Origin of the sequence: Rhodococcus shunpengi (assembly GCF_048381395.1) — a bacterium.
Lineage (GTDB): Bacteria > Actinomycetota > Actinomycetes > Mycobacteriales > Mycobacteriaceae > Rhodococcus.
Window position 1 is genome coordinate 196,000 of sequence record NZ_JBLWIU010000032.1, and the last position, 17,081, is coordinate 213,080.

Sequence of the window (17,081 nt, forward strand, 5' to 3'; positions counted from 1 at the left end):
CCCGCCCGTCGCTCAGTTCGGCGGCGACAGAAGCCCTTCCAGGCTCGTCGCCGAATAACCACCGTCGCGGCACAACTGTACCGTGGGGGCACGGCGCCCCGGGTACTCGATGCACGGCATGTTCCGTGCCCCGCGCACCGCGATGGGGGAGTCCGCCGGCAGCTTGCAGTACAGATCGGGCGGGGTGTCGGGCACGTCGAACTCGGTGGGTGAGCGCCGCTGTTCCGGCGGCAGGAAGCCGGTGATGCACGGCGGCGGGTCGTTGAAGGTCGCGGTGAAGTAGGTGTTCTGCGAGGGGTTGTCGACATTGGGCAGACCCGCCGACTGGGTCGACGCCATGATCGACGGGAACAGCACCAGCATCTGTTCGAGCGACGGCCGGTACACCGCGGCGACCTGCTCGACGGTGACCAGATTGGCGAGCAGCAGGGGGAGGGTCGGTTCGGCCTCCTCGAACAGCGCCTGCACCTGCGCGGCGGCAGGGGCCGTCACGCCGAGGAGGGTGCGCACGTCGCTGTCGGAGTCGCGCAACTGTGCGGTGGTGCCCGCCAGGGAGGACGCCCATCGGGCGATCGCATCCGACGACGCGACCTGCGTGTCGAGCAACGGACCGACCTGATCGATCAGTGCCGCGGTGCTGTCCGCGCTCGCAGCGGCCTCGGCGCTCACCGCCGCGCCGGCCTCGACGAGGATCCGCAGGGCGTCGCCGGAATCGGCCACCGCCGTGTGGGTCTCGTCGAGCAGCAGGGCGAGGCGGTCGGGTCCCACGGACTGCAGCGTGGCGTCGAGCTGGTCGAGCGCACCGCCGATCGGTTCGGGCACGGAGATGCGATCGCGGGGAACGATCGACCCCGCGGTCAGATACGGGCCGTCCTCGCCGTCGGGCAGGAACTCGACGTACTGCTCGCCGATCGCCGACATGCTGCGGATCTGCGCCGCCGAATCGGCCGGCACCGGAACATCCGAGTCGAGCGAGAGAACCGCCTCGGCGCCGCTCGTGGTCATGGTCAGTGACGTCACCCGGCCGATCTCGATGCCGCGGTAGGTGACGTTCGCCGAGGGATACAGACCCCCGGCGTCGGCGAGGTCGAGACGCACCTCGTAGCGTCCCACCCCGAACAGGGCGGGCACCTCGACGATGAACAGCGCGACGATCAGCACCGCCGCGATCCCGACCGAGAAGAACACCGCCAGTTTGCGGCGCAGCACCGCAGCCGGGCTCATCGGGTCGGCTCCGACACTGGCGGGACGAGCAGCGACACCAGATCCGGCACGGGTCGCCCGCCGCCGGTGAGTGCGTTCTCGAAGGGCGTGCCGAGCAGCAGTGCGTTCTCGAGGGTCGGCAGGGTGAGGTCGAGGATGACCGTGCCGTTCGCGTAGTCGCCGCGCACCGCGTTGCGGTAGGTGTCGATGGGGAACGGGAAGGTCAGCAGGTAGCGCAGCGACTCGGTGAGCGAGTCGCCCGCCGACGCGAGCGAGGCCAGCACCGGTTCGAGATCACGCAGGTTCGCGACGACGTCGTCGCCGCTCGCCTCGACGACCTCGTTCGCGACGCGCCCGAACTGCCCGAGCGCATCGGCGGCGCGGGTCAGGTCGTCGCGCTGGGTGGACAACACCTCCATGGCGGGCGCGAGATCGTCCGTCGCCGCCGCGATCTCGGTGTTGTGCTCGGCGACCTCGACGGCGAGTGCGTCGAGCGATTCCATCGCGCTCACGATCTGCTCCTTCTGGCCGTCCAGCCCGGCGAGCACCGCGTCGAGGCGGGTGAGCAGGGCCCGCACCGACTCCTGCCGTCCGTCCATCGCCCGGTTGAGTTCGCGGGTGATCTCCTGGGCTTGGGCGAGGCCACCGCCGCTGAGCACCAGCGACAGCGACGACAGGGTCTGCTCGGTGGTGGGGAACGCACCCGCCCGCTCGAGGGGGATGACGTCGCCGTCCCCGAGCCGGCCACGGGCGGGTTCGGCGAGCGGGGGAGAGAGTTCGACGTGGGCGGACCCGAGCAGGCTCGTCTGCCCGATCTTCGCGACCGTGTTCTCCGGAAGCACCGTGCTGCCGTCGACCATCACCGTCACGAGCGCATGTCCGTCGCCGAGCCGCAGGTCGGCGACCCGCCCGACGGTGACGTCGCCGACGCGGACCCGTGAATTGCGTTCGAGGGTCGTGACGTCGGGCATCTCGATGGTCACGGCGAACGCGTCGTCGCCGCGACCGTGCGTGCCGGGAAGGGGCAGGCTGTTCAGGCCGCGCCACTCGCACCCGGCGGTCAGGGCCAGGCAGGCGAGGACACCGACCGCGCGCAGGACTCGTGTTCTCACGGCGCCCCCGGGGAGAGCAGATCGGCCAGTGAGGCCGGCGACGGCGCACCGGGCGCCGGCATCAACTCGGGCTCGGTGTAGACGAGCTGGTCGGGCAATGCCCCCACGCCGCGCGTCGGGTTGAGGCGCACGGGTGGGTAGTCCATCGCGAGCAGCGGCAGGATCGGGCCGAGATACTGCACGCACAACTCCGACGCGGTGTGCGCGTCGACCTGCTCGGCCGCGGCGAGCGCAGAGCAGACGAACTGGGCAGGATTGGCGAAGTTGGTCAGCGACAACGCCGAGACCACCGTGTTGTGCGCGGGCTGATAGATGCCCTGCAGGTTCGACAACGCCGTCGGTGCGACGTGCAGTACCTGCGCGATCCCGTCGCGCTGCGCCGCCAGGGTCTCGGTCAGTGCGGCCGTGCGATCGACGGTCGTGTCGACGCGTTCGCGGTTGTCGCGGACGAACCGCTCGACGTCGACGAGGACGGCATCGAGTCCCGCCAGTGCGGCGCCCATGTCGTCGCGGTTCGCGTCGAGGATCTCGGTGACGGACGCGAGCCGGTCGTGGAAGGAGACGATCTGGTCGCCGCTCATCGACAGCGCCTCGACGAAGACCTGCAGGTTGCCGAGGGTGCCGAACAGGTCGTGCCGGCCGTCGGAGATCGTGCGCATCGCCGTTGCGAGCTGCTGCAGGCTGTCGCGCAGGGCGGGGCCGTGTCCCTCGGCGTTGGCGGCCGCAACGTCGAGGACCTCACCGAGTGCCCCCTGCGGGTCGGTGTCGTCGGGCCCCAGTTCGGTCGTCAGTCGCGTCAGTTGTTCGGTGATCTCGTCCCATTCGACCGGGACCGCGGTGCGTTCGACGGGAATCGTTGCTCCCACCGGCAGTTCCGGTCCTCCCGTGTGCGGTGGGGTGAGCTGGACGAAGCGGGCGGAAACCAGAGTGGGGGCGACGATCGCGGCCTGTGCGTCGGCGGGGATGCGGCGCTCGGAGTCGATGTCGAAGCGCACGAGGACGCGATCGCCGCGCGGTTCGATCTTCGTCACACGCCCGACCTCGACCCCCATGATGCGCACGTCGTCACCCACGTACAGGCCACGGCTCGAGGTGAATTCGGCCGCGTATTCGTCGGCCGACCGCCACGGCGCGACGGTGAACGACACCACCGCGACGACGGCGAGAAGCAGGATCGGGACACCCCACGAGATCAGGGGACGCAGTCGCGTCACGGTGTACCTCCCGGCGGCGTGATGCCGGCCTTCTCGAGCGCGGCGGTCAGGGCCGGCTCGATGATCTGCATGGGCAACAGGTTCTGGATGTACGAGTTGAAGAACGGACCGGACGCGACGGCCTCGCCGAGTTCGGTCGCGTACGGGCCCAGCCGCTCGATGGCCAGGGCGATGTTGTCGCGGTTGCGTTCGAGGATCCCGAGGACGGCGTTCAGCTTGCCCAGGGTGGGTTCGAGCTGGGCCTCGTTGTCGGCGACGAGATTCGAGATCTGGACCGACAACGCATCGACGTTCGCGAACAGGGTGTCGAGAGCGGCTCGGCGGCGGTGCAGTTCGCCGAGGATGCGGTCGGCGTCGACGATCAGCGCGTCGATCGCGTCGCTGCGCTCGGCGAGGACCGCGGTGACCTGTTCGGCGTGCGCGAGGAGCGCCCGCAGGGATTCGTCCCGCGACGCGACGGTCTCGGACAGTCGCCGCACACCGTCGAGCGCCGCGCCGACGTCGTCGGGCGTCTCGCGCAGGGTGTCGGACAGTACTTCCATCGACTCGCGCAGTTGCTCGGTGTCGATCGCAGCGGCGGTATCGGTGAGATCGCCGAGGGCGTCGGTCAACTGGTAGGGCGCGACGGTGCGGTCGAGGTCGATGGTGGCGCCGTCCTCGAGTCGTCCCGGACCGGCGGGGCGCACGCGCAGGTTGCGTGCCCCGAGCGCGGTGGCGGTGGCGATCTCGACGGTGGTGTCGGTTCCGAGGACGACCGCCCGGTCGACGGTGAACGTGACGGCCACGGCGTCGTGGTCGATGTCGATGTCGGTCACCCGCCCGGCGTCCTTGCCCGCGACCTGCACGGTGTCGCCGGTGTTCAGGCCACCGGCGTCGACGAATCTCGCCCGGTAGGTCGTGCCGCCGTCGAGGAACGGCAGGGAGCGGATGTTCAGGGCGCCGAGCACGAGCACGACGAGCACGATCGTGCCGACGACGCCGACACGCACGGGATTCATCTCGCGGAACTGGGTCATGCCGGAGCGCACCTGCCCGTCGTCTGCCCGAACAGCGGTGAGGTGACCTTGTTGCCGGACAGGTCGTTGATCTCGATGAGCATGCCGCACAGGTAGTAGTTGAAGAATCCGCCGTAGGCGCCGAGTCGCGTGAGGGCCTTGTAGGCGTCGGGCAGTTCGGTCGTCAGTTGTTCGACGGTGTCGCTGCGCGAGTCGACCTGCGCGGCGACGTTGCCTGTTTCGCGGATCGTGCCGGCGAGTGAGGTGCGGGACTGCGCGAGCAGATCGGTGAGCGACCCGCCGATCGCATCGATGTGGGTGACGGCGTCGCCGACCAGCGTGGCGTCCTGTGCGAGTCGCGCGGCCACCTCGTGGGCGCGCACCAGTGCGGTGTCGAAGGTGTCGCGGTGCGCGGCGAGATTCGCGAGGACCGAGTCGAGGTTCGTGATCACCTGCCCGACGAGGACGTCGCGGTCGGCGATGTGCGAGGTGAGCGAAGCCGCTTGGGCGAGGACGGATTCGACGGTGCCGCCCTGGCCCTGCAGCACGGTGATGAGATCGGCCGACAACCGGTTGACCTGTTCGGGTTCGAGCGCGCGGAACAACGGTGTGAAGCTGCCGATGAGCACGTCCAGATCGAGTGCCGGCCGGGTCCGGTCGGTGCCGATCGTCTCGTCGGCCGCCATGGGTGTGGGATCGCCGGCACCGTCGGACAATTCGAGGTACCGGTCGCCGACGAGGTTGAGATAACGCACGGTGGCGATGCTCGCGCGGGTCGGGGTGTACGACGAGTCGACCTCGAAGGCCACGTCGATGCGGTTGTTCTCGGCGAACTCCACGGCGGTGACCCTGCCGACCTCGACCCCGGAGACGCGGACGAACTGGCCCTCCTCGAGACCGGAGACGTCGTCGAAGAGCGCGTGGTAGCGCGTGTGTTCACCGAACCGGACCTGGCCGAAGACGACGAACAGTCCGGCCAGGATCAGAACCATGACGAGGGCGTAGATGCCCGCGGCGATCGCGGTGCGTGTCATCCGGCGCCTCCGGTGAGCAGTTCGAACAGCGAGTCGGGGACGAAGACCGGTGAGGTGTTGCCGGCCTCGAACGGATTGGCGCCGGTGTTCGCTACGACGTACGGGGCGGGGGTCTCGTCGACCGTCACGATGGGCAGGGGACCGCAGCGTGGCCCGCCGGTGGCCTCGACGACCGGAAGATTGCGCGGATATTCGTACGGGTCGGTGCCGAGCAGGAAGGTCGACTTCAGCATCATCGACGAGCCGTTGCCACCCGAGGCCGGTTCGGCGAGCTGCCGGGCACGGTCGGCGCCCTGCAGGAAGCAGGGGAGGACCGGCGAGTACTCCTCGAGGAGAGAAGCCGTGGGGCGCAGGAGATCGAGCACGTCGACGATCTGCTCGCTGTTCGGCTCGACCACACGGCGACCGGCGTCACCCATGCCGATCGCGGCGAGCAGGACGCGGTCGAGGTCGTCGGCGCGGTCGACGAGGGTCGTGCCGGTGACGGCGAGATTGTCGAACGACGCCACGATCCCGTCGGTGGCTCCGGCGTAGATGTCGGCGGTCGCCTCGGCGGCGGCGAGATCGCGTCGCAGTGTCTCGGTGCGCGGTTCGATCCGGGTGAGGACGGCGTCGGTGTCGACGAGCGCGCGGCCGAGCGACTCGCCCTGTCCGCGCAACGCCGACGACAGCGCACCGAGCGTGCGGTTCAGCTTCGCCGGATCGACCGCGTGCAGGACGTCGGACAACGATTCGAAGACGGTGTTCGTCTCCACGGTCACGCTCGATGCGCGCAGCACCGTGCCCTCGGCCAGTCCGACCGGGCCGGGCGACGGTGGGTCGGTGAGGGTGACGTACTTGGCGCCGAAGACCGTCGTCGCGCGGATGTCGGCGCCGGGGTCGGCGGGCAGCCGGGCGGCGGCGTCCGGATCCAGGCGCAGTTCGATCACCGCGCCGGACGGCGTCTGCTGCACCGCCGTGACGCTGCCGACGTGCACCCCGTGCGCCTTGACCATGGCGCCGTCCTCGAGCATCAGACCGGAGCGGCCGCTCTCGACGGTCACCTTCACGCCGGGCGTGAACGAGCCGCGGAAGCCGTGGTAGACGAACACGAGAACGAGCGCGGAGACGACGACGAAGCACGTCGCAGCGACCTTCGGCAACCAGGTGGGCACGCTCCTCACCCCGCCAGATGCAGCTGGCGGCTGCTGCCGTAGAGGACCAGGGAGATCAGCAGGGTCACCGTCACCACCGCAATGAGCGACATCCGCACCGCGCGACCCGTCGCGACACCGACGCCGGATGGTCCGCCCGAGGCGGTGTAGCCGTAGTAGCTGTGCACGGTCATGACGACCACGGCCATGGTGATCGCCTGCCCGAACGACCACAGCACGTCGGTCGGGCGCAGGAAGGTCGCGAAATAGTGGTCGTAGACGCCGGGCGACTGGCCGAGCACCACGACGGTCGCGATGCGGCTCGACAGGAACGACGCCAGCACCGACAGCGAGTACAGGGGCACGACGGCGATCAGGCCCGCCAGGATGCGTGTGCCGACGAGATACGGCACCGACTTGATGGCCATGACCTCGAGCGCGTCGATCTCCTCGCTGATCCGCATCGCGCCGAGTTGAGCGGTGGTCCCGGCACCGATGGTCGCGGCGAGACCGACACCGGCCGTCACAGGTGCGACGACCCGGACGTTGACGTAGGCGGACAGGAAGCCGGTGAGCGCTTCGACACCGATGTTGCCGAGTGAGGTGAAACCCTGCACGGCGACGGTCGCGCCGGCGAACAGGGTGAGGAAACCCATGATGGCGACGCTGCCGCCCACCATCGCGAGCACGCCGGTGCCGAGGCCGATCTCCGAGACCACACGCAGGGTCTCGCGCGGATAGTGCCGGGCCGCCCGCACCGTCGAGAACAACGCGCCGACGAGGAAGACGACCTGGCGTCCCAGGATGTCGATGCTGCGTGAGATCCCGTGGCCGAGGCGGCGCACCACCTGCGCAGTCCGACCGGTGGCCGCCCCCGTGATACTCATCGCCCCATCACCGCGATACCGATCGAGGTGAGCAGCATGTTGGCAAGGAACAACGCGACGAACGCGAAGACCACCGTCTCGTTGACGGCCTCGCCGACGCTCTTCGGGCCGCCGCTGACCGAGAGCCCGCGATGGCACGCGATCAGACCGGCGAGCAGACCGAAGACCGCCGCCTTGATCTCCGAGAGCAGCAGCTCACCGGGACCGACGAGCAGCGTGACCCCCGCGGCGTAGGCGCCGGGATCGACGTTCTGGAGTGTCACCGAGAAGAAGAACCCGCCGATCAGACCGATCGCGCACACCGCCCCGTTGAGCGTGACCGCGACGGCGGTCGACGCCAGTGCGCGCGGCAACACGAGCCGGGCGGCGGGGTCGATGCCGAGCACCTCGAGCGCGGCGATCTCGTCGCGGATGGTGCGGGAGCCGAGGTCGGCGGCGATCGCGGTGGCGCCGGCCCCGGCGACCACCAGCACCGTCACGAGCGGGCCGATCTGCGTGATGGCGCCGAGCCCGGCACCCGCTCCGCTCAGGTCGCCGGCACCGATCTCGAGCAGCAGCGAATTGAGCGTGAACACGACGAGGACGGTGAACGGGACGGACATCAGGATCGTGGGCACGAGCGACACCCGGGCGATGAACCAGAACTGGGTGAGGAATTCGCGCCATTGGAAGCGGGAGCGGAACAGGGCGGTGAACGCGTCGAGGGACAGCGCATAGAAACCGCCCAGTGCGTGTGCGGTCGCGCGTGGCACCGATCCCATGAATCCTCGCTTCTTCCACGGTCGCATCGACGAAACCGCGTCCCGACCTCTCGGGTGCGCCGAACATACCCCAGGGTATGTAGAGCGGCAAGGGAGCGATCCCGGGTCTCGGGACGACGCTATCGCGCAGAAGTGCCGACGGAGGCGGGTTCGAGAAGGTGCACCAGTTCGTCTGACAACAGCCGGAATTCGGAATCGCCACGTTCCCGAAGCCACACCGGATCGCTACAGGACCAGCGTTCGGCGGCCAGGGAACGGGTCAGGACCTTGAAGGTCGCGGTACGGGGGAACTCGCTGCAGACACGGATCAGACCGGGCATCTGCTTGGGGCCGAGATCGGTCTGCGCATCGAGGAAACGCGCGAACGCGACCGGATCGAAGTCGGAGCCCGCCGCAGGGATCACCGCGGCCATCACCCGGTCGCCGACGTTGCGGTCGGGCACCCCGTACACCGCAACCTGAGCGAAACCCTCGTACCGCATCAGGATGCGCTCGATGGGTGCCGCACCGAGATTCTCCCCGTCCACCCGGAGCCAGCCCGAGCTGCGTCCGGCGAAGTAGACGAAGCCGTTCGCGTCCCGGTAGGCGAGGTCGCCGCTGTGATAGCGCCCGTCGCGGAGGCGTTCGGCGTCGGCCTCGGGGTTGTTGTAGTAGCCGTCGAACAGACCGGCACCGCGCACGTTGACGAGCTCGCCCGTCGCGGCGTCGGCGTTGGTGATCCTGCCGTTCGCGTCGAACACCGCCGGAGGGCAGCGTCGCCCCGTCTCGGGATCGAGGATCTCGATGCCCTCGGGAAGCCGGCCGAGGGCGCCGGCCGGGGCGTCGGGTGCCGACGCGATCGCGATGCCGCCCTCGGTCGAGCCGAATCCGTCGACCACCCGTGCGCCGAAGCGCCGCGTGAACTCGGCGACGTCGGCGGCCGACGCCTCGTTGCCGTACACGATGCGCAGCGGGTTGTCGTGGTCGTCGGGCTGCTCGGGAGTCGCCACGACATACGACAGCGGCTTGCCGACGTAGTTCGCGAAGGTCACCCCGTAGCGGCGGACGTCGGGAAGGAAACCCGACGCCGAGAACCGTCGACGCAGAGCGATGCTGCCGCGCGCCGCGAGCCCGATCGCCCAGCCGGCGATCATCGCGTTGGAATGGAACAGGGGCATCGACACGTACACGGTGTCGTCGGGGCCGAGACCGAACCGCGTGGCGAGCATCGTCGCGGGATCGGTGAACTTGCGGTGCGTGCACCGCACGGCCTTCGGGTCGCCGCTCGTGCCCGACGTGAAGATCAGCATGAACAGGTCGTCGGGGGAGGGCGAGGCAGTCTCCCCGACCGTGTCGGCGAACGGGGCGAGCATCGACGTCCACTCGGGCGAGTCGACGTCGATCACCCGCACGTCGCCGAGATCCACACCGTCGAGCAGGGACGCATGTGCGGCCTCGGTGAACACGACCCGGCAATCGGCGAGCGCGATGTCGCGGGCGAGCGCCGCACCGCGCCGGGTCGTGTTCAGGCCCACCACCACCGAACCGGAGAAGGCCGCGGCGCCCAGCAGCAACGAGAACTCCGGGACGTTGTCCATGAGGATCCCGATGTGCTTCGGCGCCGGGCCGTCGAGCAGGTCGCGTAACAGTGCGGCGCGTCGCCGGGACTGCGCGACGTGTTCGCGCCACGACAGTTCGGTCTCCTCGAAACGCAGGCCTCGATCGTCGACGTCGGCGAGTCGTTCGAGCAGTTCGGTGACGGTGAGAGCGGTCATGCGATCAGGCCGGGACGTCGGCGAGTTCGTGTCCGAGCGCGCGCAACTGGTCGGTGGCGGAGCCGAGCAGGAACTCGTGGTGCTTGGCCGCGAGGAAGTAGCGGTGCACCGGATGGTCCTCGTCGAGCCCGACACCGCCGTGCACGTGCACGGTCGTGTGCGCGACACGGTGTCCCGCATCGGCCGCCCAGAAGGCCGCGGTGCGCAGGGCGTCGTCGTGACGCTCACCCGAGGCCATCCGGAAGGCGGCCTGCCACAACGTCAGTCGCACCGCCTTGACGTCGATGTAGGCGTCGGCGAGTCGCTGGGAGACGGCCTGGAAACTACCGATCGGGCGATCGAACTGGACGCGTTCGCGCGCGTACTGCGCGGTGAGCTCGAGGGCCTGTTCGAGGACGCCGCACTGGTAGGCGGCGGAGCCGAGCAGGCTGCGGTCGCGCAACCACGTCGCCACGGCGACGCCGTCGGTGCCGAGAACACGGTCGGCCGGGAGCGGGACCTGCTCGAGGGTGACGATGCCGCGACTGTCGAAGTCGGTGGTCTGCTGCCGGGTGATCGAGACACCCGGATCGTCGGGTCGCACGAGGAAGACCGCCACCGAGTCGCTTACGGTGGCCGGGACGAGGAAACCGTCGGCGACCGGCGCCGCGTCGACGACGATCTTCACGCCGTCGAGCACGTGCCCGTCGCCCGTGGCCTGCGCCCGGGTCGCCGGGGTCGTGGGATCGGGATTCAGTTCCTCGGCAAGGGCTGCGGAGAGGATCTGCTCACCGGTCGCCGCGGGACGCCCCCACTCGGCCTGCTGCTCGGCGGTGCCGAACTCCGCGATCGCCGACGCGCACGCGGCGATCGAGCCGATGTAGGGGACGGCGGCGACGCCGCGGCCGAGTTCGCGCAGGATGCTCGCCTGCTCGAGTGGGCCGTACCCGTCTCCGCCCAGCGACTCGGGAAGAGCGGCGCCGAGCACGCCCGACGATGCGAGCGTGTCCCACAGGGTGCGGTCGATGCGGTCCTCGGAGGCGTCGAGTGTGCGCAGGTGTTCGTTGGTGACGATGTCCGCGACGATGCTGCGGGTCAGTTCTGCGAGATCCTGCTGGGCCTCGGTAAGGGTGAAGTCCACGGTGCGCGTCCTTTTCTAACGCTTGGCGGGCGGCTGGCCGAGAGCGGTCATCGCGATGATGTCGCGCTGTACCTCGTTGGTGCCGCCCCCGAAGGTGAGGATGAGGGAGCTGCGGTGCATGCGTTCGATCCGGCCGCGGAGCAACGCGCCGGCCGAGCTCTGCCGTACCGTCGCAGCGGGGCCGAGGACCTCCATGAGCAACCGGTAGGCCTCGGTCGCGAATTCGGTTCCGAACACCTTGTTGGCCGAGGCGGCCTCCGGGCCGAGCGGGGTCGTGCCGGCGCTCGAGGCGATGTCCCAGTTCATCAGCTGCAGGTATTCGGCCTTGGCATGGACGCGTGCCAGGTTGATCTGCACCCATTCCTGGTCGATCACCCGCTGCCCGTCGGGCAGATGCGTCTCCTGCGCCCAGCGCCGGACCTCGGTCAGCGCGGTGCGCACGGGGCCGGCGGAGGTGAGCGCGACCCGCTCGTGGTTGAGCTGGTTGGTGATGAGCGCCCAGCCGCCGTCGACCTCGCCGACGAGCGCGGACGCCGGGACGCGCACGTCCTGGTAATAGGTGGCGCTCGTGTCGGGGCCGGCCATGGTGTGCACAGGGGTGTACGAGAAGCCGGGAGTGTCGGTCGGCACGATGAAGACGCTGATCCCCTTGTGCTTCTTGACATCCGGGTTGGTGCGCGCGGCGAGCCAGACGTAGTCGGCGTAGGCGATCAGGCTCGTCCACATCTTCTGCCCGTTGATGACCCACTCGTCGCCGTCGCGCACCGCGGTGGTGCGCAGGGAGGCGAGGTCGGTGCCGGCGCCGGGTTCGGAATAGCCGATCGAGAAGTGCAGTTCTCCCGCGGAGATGCGGGGGAGGAAGAACTCCTTCTGCTCGTCCGTGCCGTAGTGCATGATCGTCGGCGCGACCGAATCGATGGTGAGGAACGGGACGGGCGCGCCGGCGATGGCCGCCTCGTCGGTGAAGATCAATTGGTCCATCGCGGAACGGTTCTGACCGCCGTACTCCTCAGGCCACCCGAGCGTGAGCCAACCGTCCTTGCCCATCTGCTGCACGACCTCGCGGTACACGTTGCCGGAGCCGTACTCCCCGGTCGTGGCCGCGAGCGCCTCGCGGCGCTCGGGTGTCATGATCTGTGCGAAATAGGCCCGCAATTCCTCGCGGAGGGCTTGTTGCCCGGGGGTGTAGGAGATGTCCACGAACGCTCCGTTTCGTCGCTGCGTGTCCCCGCGAATCGTCTCTGTGGGATCATCGCGAATCATTGCACAGAATTGGAACGCGTTCTAGTCTGGACCCGATCGGTCGGCGCGAATGTGAAGCGAGGTCCCGGAATGGATGTCAAGGTCGACTTCGACCGCTGTGAAGCGAACGGCGTGTGTGTCGGGCTGGCGCCCGACGTCTTCGATCTCAACGACGACGACGAGCTGATCGTCACGCATCCCGTACCCGAGGGTAGTGAGGACGCCGTCCGCGAGGCCGTCGCCCAGTGCCCGCGTGCGGCCCTCGCCGAGGCGTGAGCGTCGGACGGTGACCGGCACCGACCCTTGCCAGGAAAAATAACAAGTTCTACATTTTCGGTGCCCCCGGGTCCTGGTGGGGAGAGTACCGGCGTGCGGCCGGCAATCGGCCCGAATCTCGAGGAGTACGTGGATGAGTGCGGACGCCAACGGTGGCGTGGGGAACGACGATCGGGTGTCTCTCGAAGGGCGGGTCGCCGTCGTCACGGGAGCCGGAGCGGGTCTCGGACGTGCCGAGGCGCTCGCGCTCGCGCGGGCCGGAGCATCGGTGGTGGTCAACGATCTCGTGGAGAACGACGCGGTGGAGGACACTCTCGCGCGGATCCGCGATCTCGGTGCCGCAGCGGAGTTCGTGCCCGGCAGCGTCGCCGAGCGTGAGACGGCCGATGCGATGCTCGCCGCGGCGCAGGGCAAGTTCGGTGGTCTCGACATCGTCGTCAACAATGCGGGCATCACGCGGGATCGGATGCTGCCCAACATGTCCGACGACGAATGGGATTCGGTGGTCGCCGTGCACCTGCGCGGTCACTTCCTGCTCTCCCGCAATGCGGCGGCCTACTGGCGCGACAGGTCGAAGCAGGAGGGCGGCCCGGTCTACGGGCGGCTGGTCAACACGTCCTCGGAGGCCGGTCTGCTCGGGCCGCCCGGGCAGCCCAACTACGGCGCCGCCAAGGCCGGCATCACCGCACTCACCCTTTCGGCCGCCCGAGGTCTCGAGCGGTACGGGGTCCGGGCGAACGTGATCTGCCCCCGCGCGCGCACGTCGATGACCGAGGCGGTCTTCGGCGACGCACCGGACGACGGTATCGATCCGCTCTCGCCCGACCATGTGGCGAATCTGGTCGCCTATCTCGCCTCCCCGGCCGCCGATCGCGTCAACGGGCAGGTCTTCATCGTCTACGGACCCATGGTGGCCCTGATGGCCGCGCCGGTCGTCGAGCAGCGTTTCGACGCCGACGGGCAGTGGACCCCCGCAGCGCTCGCCGACGAGCTCGGCGGTTACTTCGCCGATCGTGATCCGGGCCGGACGTTCTCGGCCTCGACGGCTCTCGATCTGTAGTTCCGGCCACCCCTGCTGTTCCCGTTCGGGGACAGCAGGGGATGCCGTGTCTTCGTCCTGGGGCCGGGATCCTGCAACTACGGGTGACGGACACCGGGGATTCCGGTAGCGTCACGCCCACTCGGGCCGTTCCTCCGGCTCTCGCCGGGTCCCGGATTTTCGCCTGGTACGTGTTCTAGTTTTTTCTTCCGCTGCGACGACCCGATCGGCCGTGACGGCCTCTCGCGCCGAGGCGATCGAGCTCGGGCCCGGCGTCGAAAATCTCACGGAAACCCCAGCGTAAAACCACTTATGAGCGTGTCGATGCGCGTCGGTCGACGCCCGTGTGTCCGTTCGGACGGAAATGGATCGAGATGCCCCTCGACGGATCTTTGACAGGTGAACACGTTCTAGTTACTATGACCCGGGTCACAGCACACGCCATCGATCGGCCGCGCGCCGACGACGTGAGGATCGAAGGGGGCACACGATGGTAGACCTCCTCGAGGTTCCCTTACGGGCCGTCGGCGGACTGTTCGCCATGACCGGCGAGACCGCCCGGGCGGCCTTCCGTCGCCCCTTCCAACGGCGCGAGTTCATCGACCAGGCCTGGTTCGTCGCACGCGTTTCGCTCGTGCCCACCGTGCTCGTCGCGGTGCCGTTCACGGTTCTGGTGAGCTTCACCCTCAACATCCTGCTCCGGGAGATCGGCGCCGCCGACCTCAGCGGAGCGGGCGCGGCCCTCGGCGCGGTGACGCAGGTGGGTCCCATGGTCACGGTGCTCATCGTCGCCGGTGCCGGCGCCACCGCGATCTGCGCCGATCTCGCGGCGCGCACCATCCGCGAGGAGATCGACGCGATGCGTGTGCTCGGCATCGATCCGATCCAGCGTCTCGTCGTGCCCCGGGTGCTCGCGTCCACCGTCGTCGCGCTGCTGCTCAACGGTCTCGTGTGCACGATCGGCATCCTCGGCGGGTTCGCCTTCTCGGTCTTCCTCCAGGACGTCAACCCCGGCGCGTTCATCAACGGCATCACCCTGCTCACCGGCTTCGGAGAACTGATGATCTCCCAGGTCAAGGCGGGGCTGTTCGGCATGATCGCGGGACTGGTCGCGTCCTATCTCGGTCTCAATGTCAAAGGTGGAGCGAAGAGTGTCGGCGACGCCGTCAACCAGACGGTCGTGTTCGCGTTCATGGCGCTGTTCGTGGTCAACCTCCTCGTCACGGCCGTCGGCATCAAGCTGACCGCGGGATGAGGGGAGCGGAGATTACATGGCAGTGATGTCCTGGCGCTTCCCCCGTGCGGTTCGGCGCGTGACACGTGCGTCGTCCACGGTGGACCGGGTGGGGGAGCAGGCGCTGTTCTTCGGGCGCGCCCTCGCGACGGTCCCCCGGGCGCTGATGCACTATCCCAAGGAGACGGTGCGTCTGGTCGCCGAGATCAGCATGGGCACCGGTGCACTCGCCGTCATCGGCGGCACCGTCGTGATCGTCGGCTTCCTGACGCTCTTCACCGGCGGCATCATCGCCGTGCAGGGCTTCAGCTCCCTCGGCAACATCGGCGTCGAAGCGCTCACCGGGTTCTTCGCGGCCTTCATCAATGTGCGTATCGCGGCCCCGACGATCGCCGGTATCGGGCTGGCGGCCACCATCGGCGCCGGCTCCACCGCCCAGCTCGGAGCCATGCGTGTCTCCGAGGAGATCGACGCGCTCGAGACCATGGCGATCCCGTCCATCCCGTATCTGGTGTCCACGCGCGTGCTCGCAGGGATGATCGCGATCGTCCCGCTGTACTCGCTCGCCGTGATCGCCTCGTTCGTCGCGAGCCGTTTCGCGACGGTGGTGCTCTACGGTCAGTCGGCCGGCGTGTACGACCACTACTTCACGACCTTCCTGATACCCACCGACATCCTGTGGTCGTTCGTCCAGGCCATCGTGATGGCGATCGCCGTGATGCTCATCCACACCTACTACGGCTTCAACGCAGGTGGCGGCCCCGTCGGTGTGGGTGTCGCGGTCGGCAACGCGGTGCGGGCCTCGCTCGTCGCGGTCGTCACCGTCACCCTGCTCATCTCGCTCGCCGTCTACGGCGCGACCGGCAACTTCAACCTGTCGGGATAGGGCGCGCGACATGGACACTCCTTCGTGGAAGAAGAAGCTCGCCGCCTTCGGTCTCGTGGGCGGCCTCGCCGCGATCGTCGCGGTGGCATTGACGATGTTCGCCGGTGGGTTCACCTCGACGGTCCCGCTCACCGTCACCTCACCCCGGTCGGGTCTGGTGATGGAGCCCGACGCCAAGGTGAAGATGCGCGGCGTCGAGGTGGGGCGCGTGGCGTCGATCGAGCACACACCGGCCGGTGCGGTCCTGCATCTGGACATGCAGCCCGGGCAGATGCAGCTCATCCCCTCGAACGCGCGGGTGGCGATCGAATCCACCACCGTCTTCGGTGCCAAGTTCGTCGACATCGTCGTCCCCGACGATCCGTCCTCGGTGCCGATGCAGGAAGGCGCCGTGATCGCGGCCGACAACGTCACCGTCGAGTTCAACACGGTCTTCGAGCACCTGTCCGACGTGCTCGCGCAGATCCAGCCCGAGAAGCTCAACGCCACCCTCGGCGCGCTGTCGGAAGCGCTCAACGGACGCGGCAACGCTCTCGGTGCCGCCCTGGCCGAGGCCGATGCGTATCTCGCCGAGATGAATCCGTCGCTGCCGCAACTGCAGGCCGACCTCGTCTCGGCCGCGCAGGTCACCGACGTCTACGCCGACACGGCCCCCGACCTCATGACCACGATCGGCAACGCCACCGACGTCGGCAACACCGTCGTCGACGAACAACAGCAACTCGACCTGCTGCTGATGAACCTCACCGGTCTCGCGAACACCGGACGGGACGTCCTGGGGGAGAACGAAGCACAGTTGACCACCGCACTCGACAGCCTGAGCCACACCACCGGCCTGCTCGGTGAGTACTCGCCCGAACTGACCTGCTTCATCGTCGGTCTCAACGACGCCCGGGTGGCGTTCGAACCGATGGCCGGCACCGGCGAGTACGCGGCCCTGACCCTGAGCACGAGCTTCATGGGCGGTGCCACGCCGTACAACGACGCCCAGGATCTGCCCGTGGTCGGCGCGACCGGCGGACCGAACTGCTGGGGCCTGCCGAACTTCGACCCGCGCCGCGACGGTCACGCGCCGTTCGTCGTGTCGAACACCGGCGAAACACCGTACAAGCCCGCAACGGAGGCCTGGATCCGCTACCCGACGATCTTCCAGTACCTGTTCGGCGACCATCTCGCGGGCGGGCGGTGACC

General features: G+C 68.8%; 16 protein-coding genes. 5 read left to right on the forward strand and 11 right to left on the reverse strand.

Annotated features, from left to right (window positions below; translation table 11 throughout):
- Positions 1 to 12: 12 nt before the first annotated feature.
- The 11 genes from ACNJ7K_RS19410 to ACNJ7K_RS19460 all read right to left on the reverse strand — a co-directional run bounded on the left by ACNJ7K_RS19410 (position 13) and on the right by ACNJ7K_RS19460 (position 12,413).
- Entirely contained in the window at positions 13 to 1,224 is a 1,212-nt protein-coding gene (locus ACNJ7K_RS19410; protein WP_159416749.1) for an MCE family protein, read from the reverse strand.
- Positions 1,221 to 2,315 (reverse strand): MCE family protein, encoded by a 1,095-nt coding sequence (locus ACNJ7K_RS19415; protein ID WP_268655131.1) that lies wholly within the window; start codon positions 2,313 to 2,315, stop codon positions 1,221 to 1,223. Before ACNJ7K_RS19415 ends, ACNJ7K_RS19410 begins: the two co-directional genes overlap by 4 nt.
- Positions 2,312 to 3,529 (reverse strand): MCE family protein, encoded by a 1,218-nt coding sequence (locus ACNJ7K_RS19420; RefSeq protein WP_159416747.1) that lies wholly within the window; start codon positions 3,527 to 3,529, stop codon positions 2,312 to 2,314. Before ACNJ7K_RS19420 ends, ACNJ7K_RS19415 begins: the two co-directional genes overlap by 4 nt.
- The gene (locus ACNJ7K_RS19425; protein ID WP_230788339.1) at positions 3,526 to 4,545 is read right to left on the reverse strand and encodes an MCE family protein; all 1,020 of its coding nucleotides are present in this window, start codon (positions 4,543 to 4,545) and stop codon (positions 3,526 to 3,528) included. The genes ACNJ7K_RS19420 and ACNJ7K_RS19425 overlap by 4 nt, the downstream gene beginning before the upstream one ends.
- Complete coding sequence (locus tag ACNJ7K_RS19430) at positions 4,542 to 5,558, reverse strand: MCE family protein (RefSeq protein WP_159416745.1); 1,017 nt, start codon at positions 5,556 to 5,558, stop codon at positions 4,542 to 4,544. Before ACNJ7K_RS19430 ends, ACNJ7K_RS19425 begins: the two co-directional genes overlap by 4 nt.
- Positions 5,555 to 6,712 (reverse strand): MCE family protein, encoded by a 1,158-nt coding sequence (locus tag ACNJ7K_RS19435; RefSeq protein ID WP_225623715.1) that lies wholly within the window; start codon positions 6,710 to 6,712, stop codon positions 5,555 to 5,557. The genes ACNJ7K_RS19430 and ACNJ7K_RS19435 overlap by 4 nt, the downstream gene beginning before the upstream one ends.
- A 5-nt stretch (positions 6,713 to 6,717) precedes the next feature.
- Positions 6,718 to 7,572, reverse strand: a complete 855-nt coding sequence (locus ACNJ7K_RS19440) for an MlaE family ABC transporter permease (protein ID WP_404817794.1) — start codon at positions 7,570 to 7,572, stop codon at positions 6,718 to 6,720.
- Positions 7,573 to 7,574: 2 nt separating this feature from the next.
- Entirely contained in the window at positions 7,575 to 8,339 is a 765-nt protein-coding gene (locus ACNJ7K_RS19445) for an MlaE family ABC transporter permease (RefSeq protein ID WP_016692401.1), read from the reverse strand.
- A gap of 119 nt (positions 8,340 to 8,458) precedes the next feature.
- Positions 8,459 to 10,093, reverse strand: coding sequence for a long-chain-fatty-acid--CoA ligase (locus ACNJ7K_RS19450; protein ID WP_487042077.1), 1,635 nt, complete (start codon positions 10,091 to 10,093; stop codon positions 8,459 to 8,461).
- A gap of 4 nt (positions 10,094 to 10,097) precedes the next feature.
- A complete protein-coding gene (locus tag ACNJ7K_RS19455; protein WP_120281389.1) occupies positions 10,098 to 11,213 on the reverse strand; it encodes an acyl-CoA dehydrogenase family protein in 1,116 nt (371 codons plus the stop codon).
- Positions 11,214 to 11,228: 15 nt separating this feature from the next.
- Positions 11,229 to 12,413, reverse strand: coding sequence for an acyl-CoA dehydrogenase family protein (locus ACNJ7K_RS19460; protein WP_120281390.1), 1,185 nt, complete (start codon positions 12,411 to 12,413; stop codon positions 11,229 to 11,231).
- A 132-nt stretch (positions 12,414 to 12,545) separates the two neighbouring features.
- Here ACNJ7K_RS19460 and ACNJ7K_RS19465 point away from each other — a divergent pair, with 132 nt between their 5' ends.
- The 5 genes from ACNJ7K_RS19465 to ACNJ7K_RS19485 all read left to right on the forward strand — a co-directional run bounded on the left by ACNJ7K_RS19465 (position 12,546) and on the right by ACNJ7K_RS19485 (position 17,079).
- Entirely contained in the window at positions 12,546 to 12,731 is a 186-nt protein-coding gene (locus ACNJ7K_RS19465; RefSeq protein WP_016692405.1) for a ferredoxin, read from the forward strand.
- A 133-nt stretch (positions 12,732 to 12,864) separates the two neighbouring features.
- On the forward strand, positions 12,865 to 13,791 hold the full coding sequence (locus ACNJ7K_RS19470; RefSeq protein WP_120281391.1) for a 3-oxoacyl-ACP reductase: 927 nt from the start codon (positions 12,865 to 12,867) through the stop codon (positions 13,789 to 13,791).
- A 469-nt stretch (positions 13,792 to 14,260) separates the two neighbouring features.
- Positions 14,261 to 15,025: an MlaE family ABC transporter permease gene (locus ACNJ7K_RS19475; RefSeq protein ID WP_006551898.1), complete on the forward strand. Its 765-nt coding sequence runs from the start codon at positions 14,261 to 14,263 to the stop codon at positions 15,023 to 15,025.
- Between the two features lie 16 nt (positions 15,026 to 15,041).
- Entirely contained in the window at positions 15,042 to 15,890 is an 849-nt protein-coding gene (locus ACNJ7K_RS19480; protein ID WP_120281392.1) for an MlaE family ABC transporter permease, read from the forward strand.
- Between the two features lie 10 nt (positions 15,891 to 15,900).
- Positions 15,901 to 17,079 carry an MCE family protein gene (locus ACNJ7K_RS19485; RefSeq protein WP_120281393.1) on the forward strand — a complete coding sequence of 393 codons (1,179 nt, stop codon included), beginning with the start codon at positions 15,901 to 15,903 and terminating at the stop codon, positions 17,077 to 17,079.
- Positions 17,080 to 17,081: the final 2 nt, after the last annotated feature.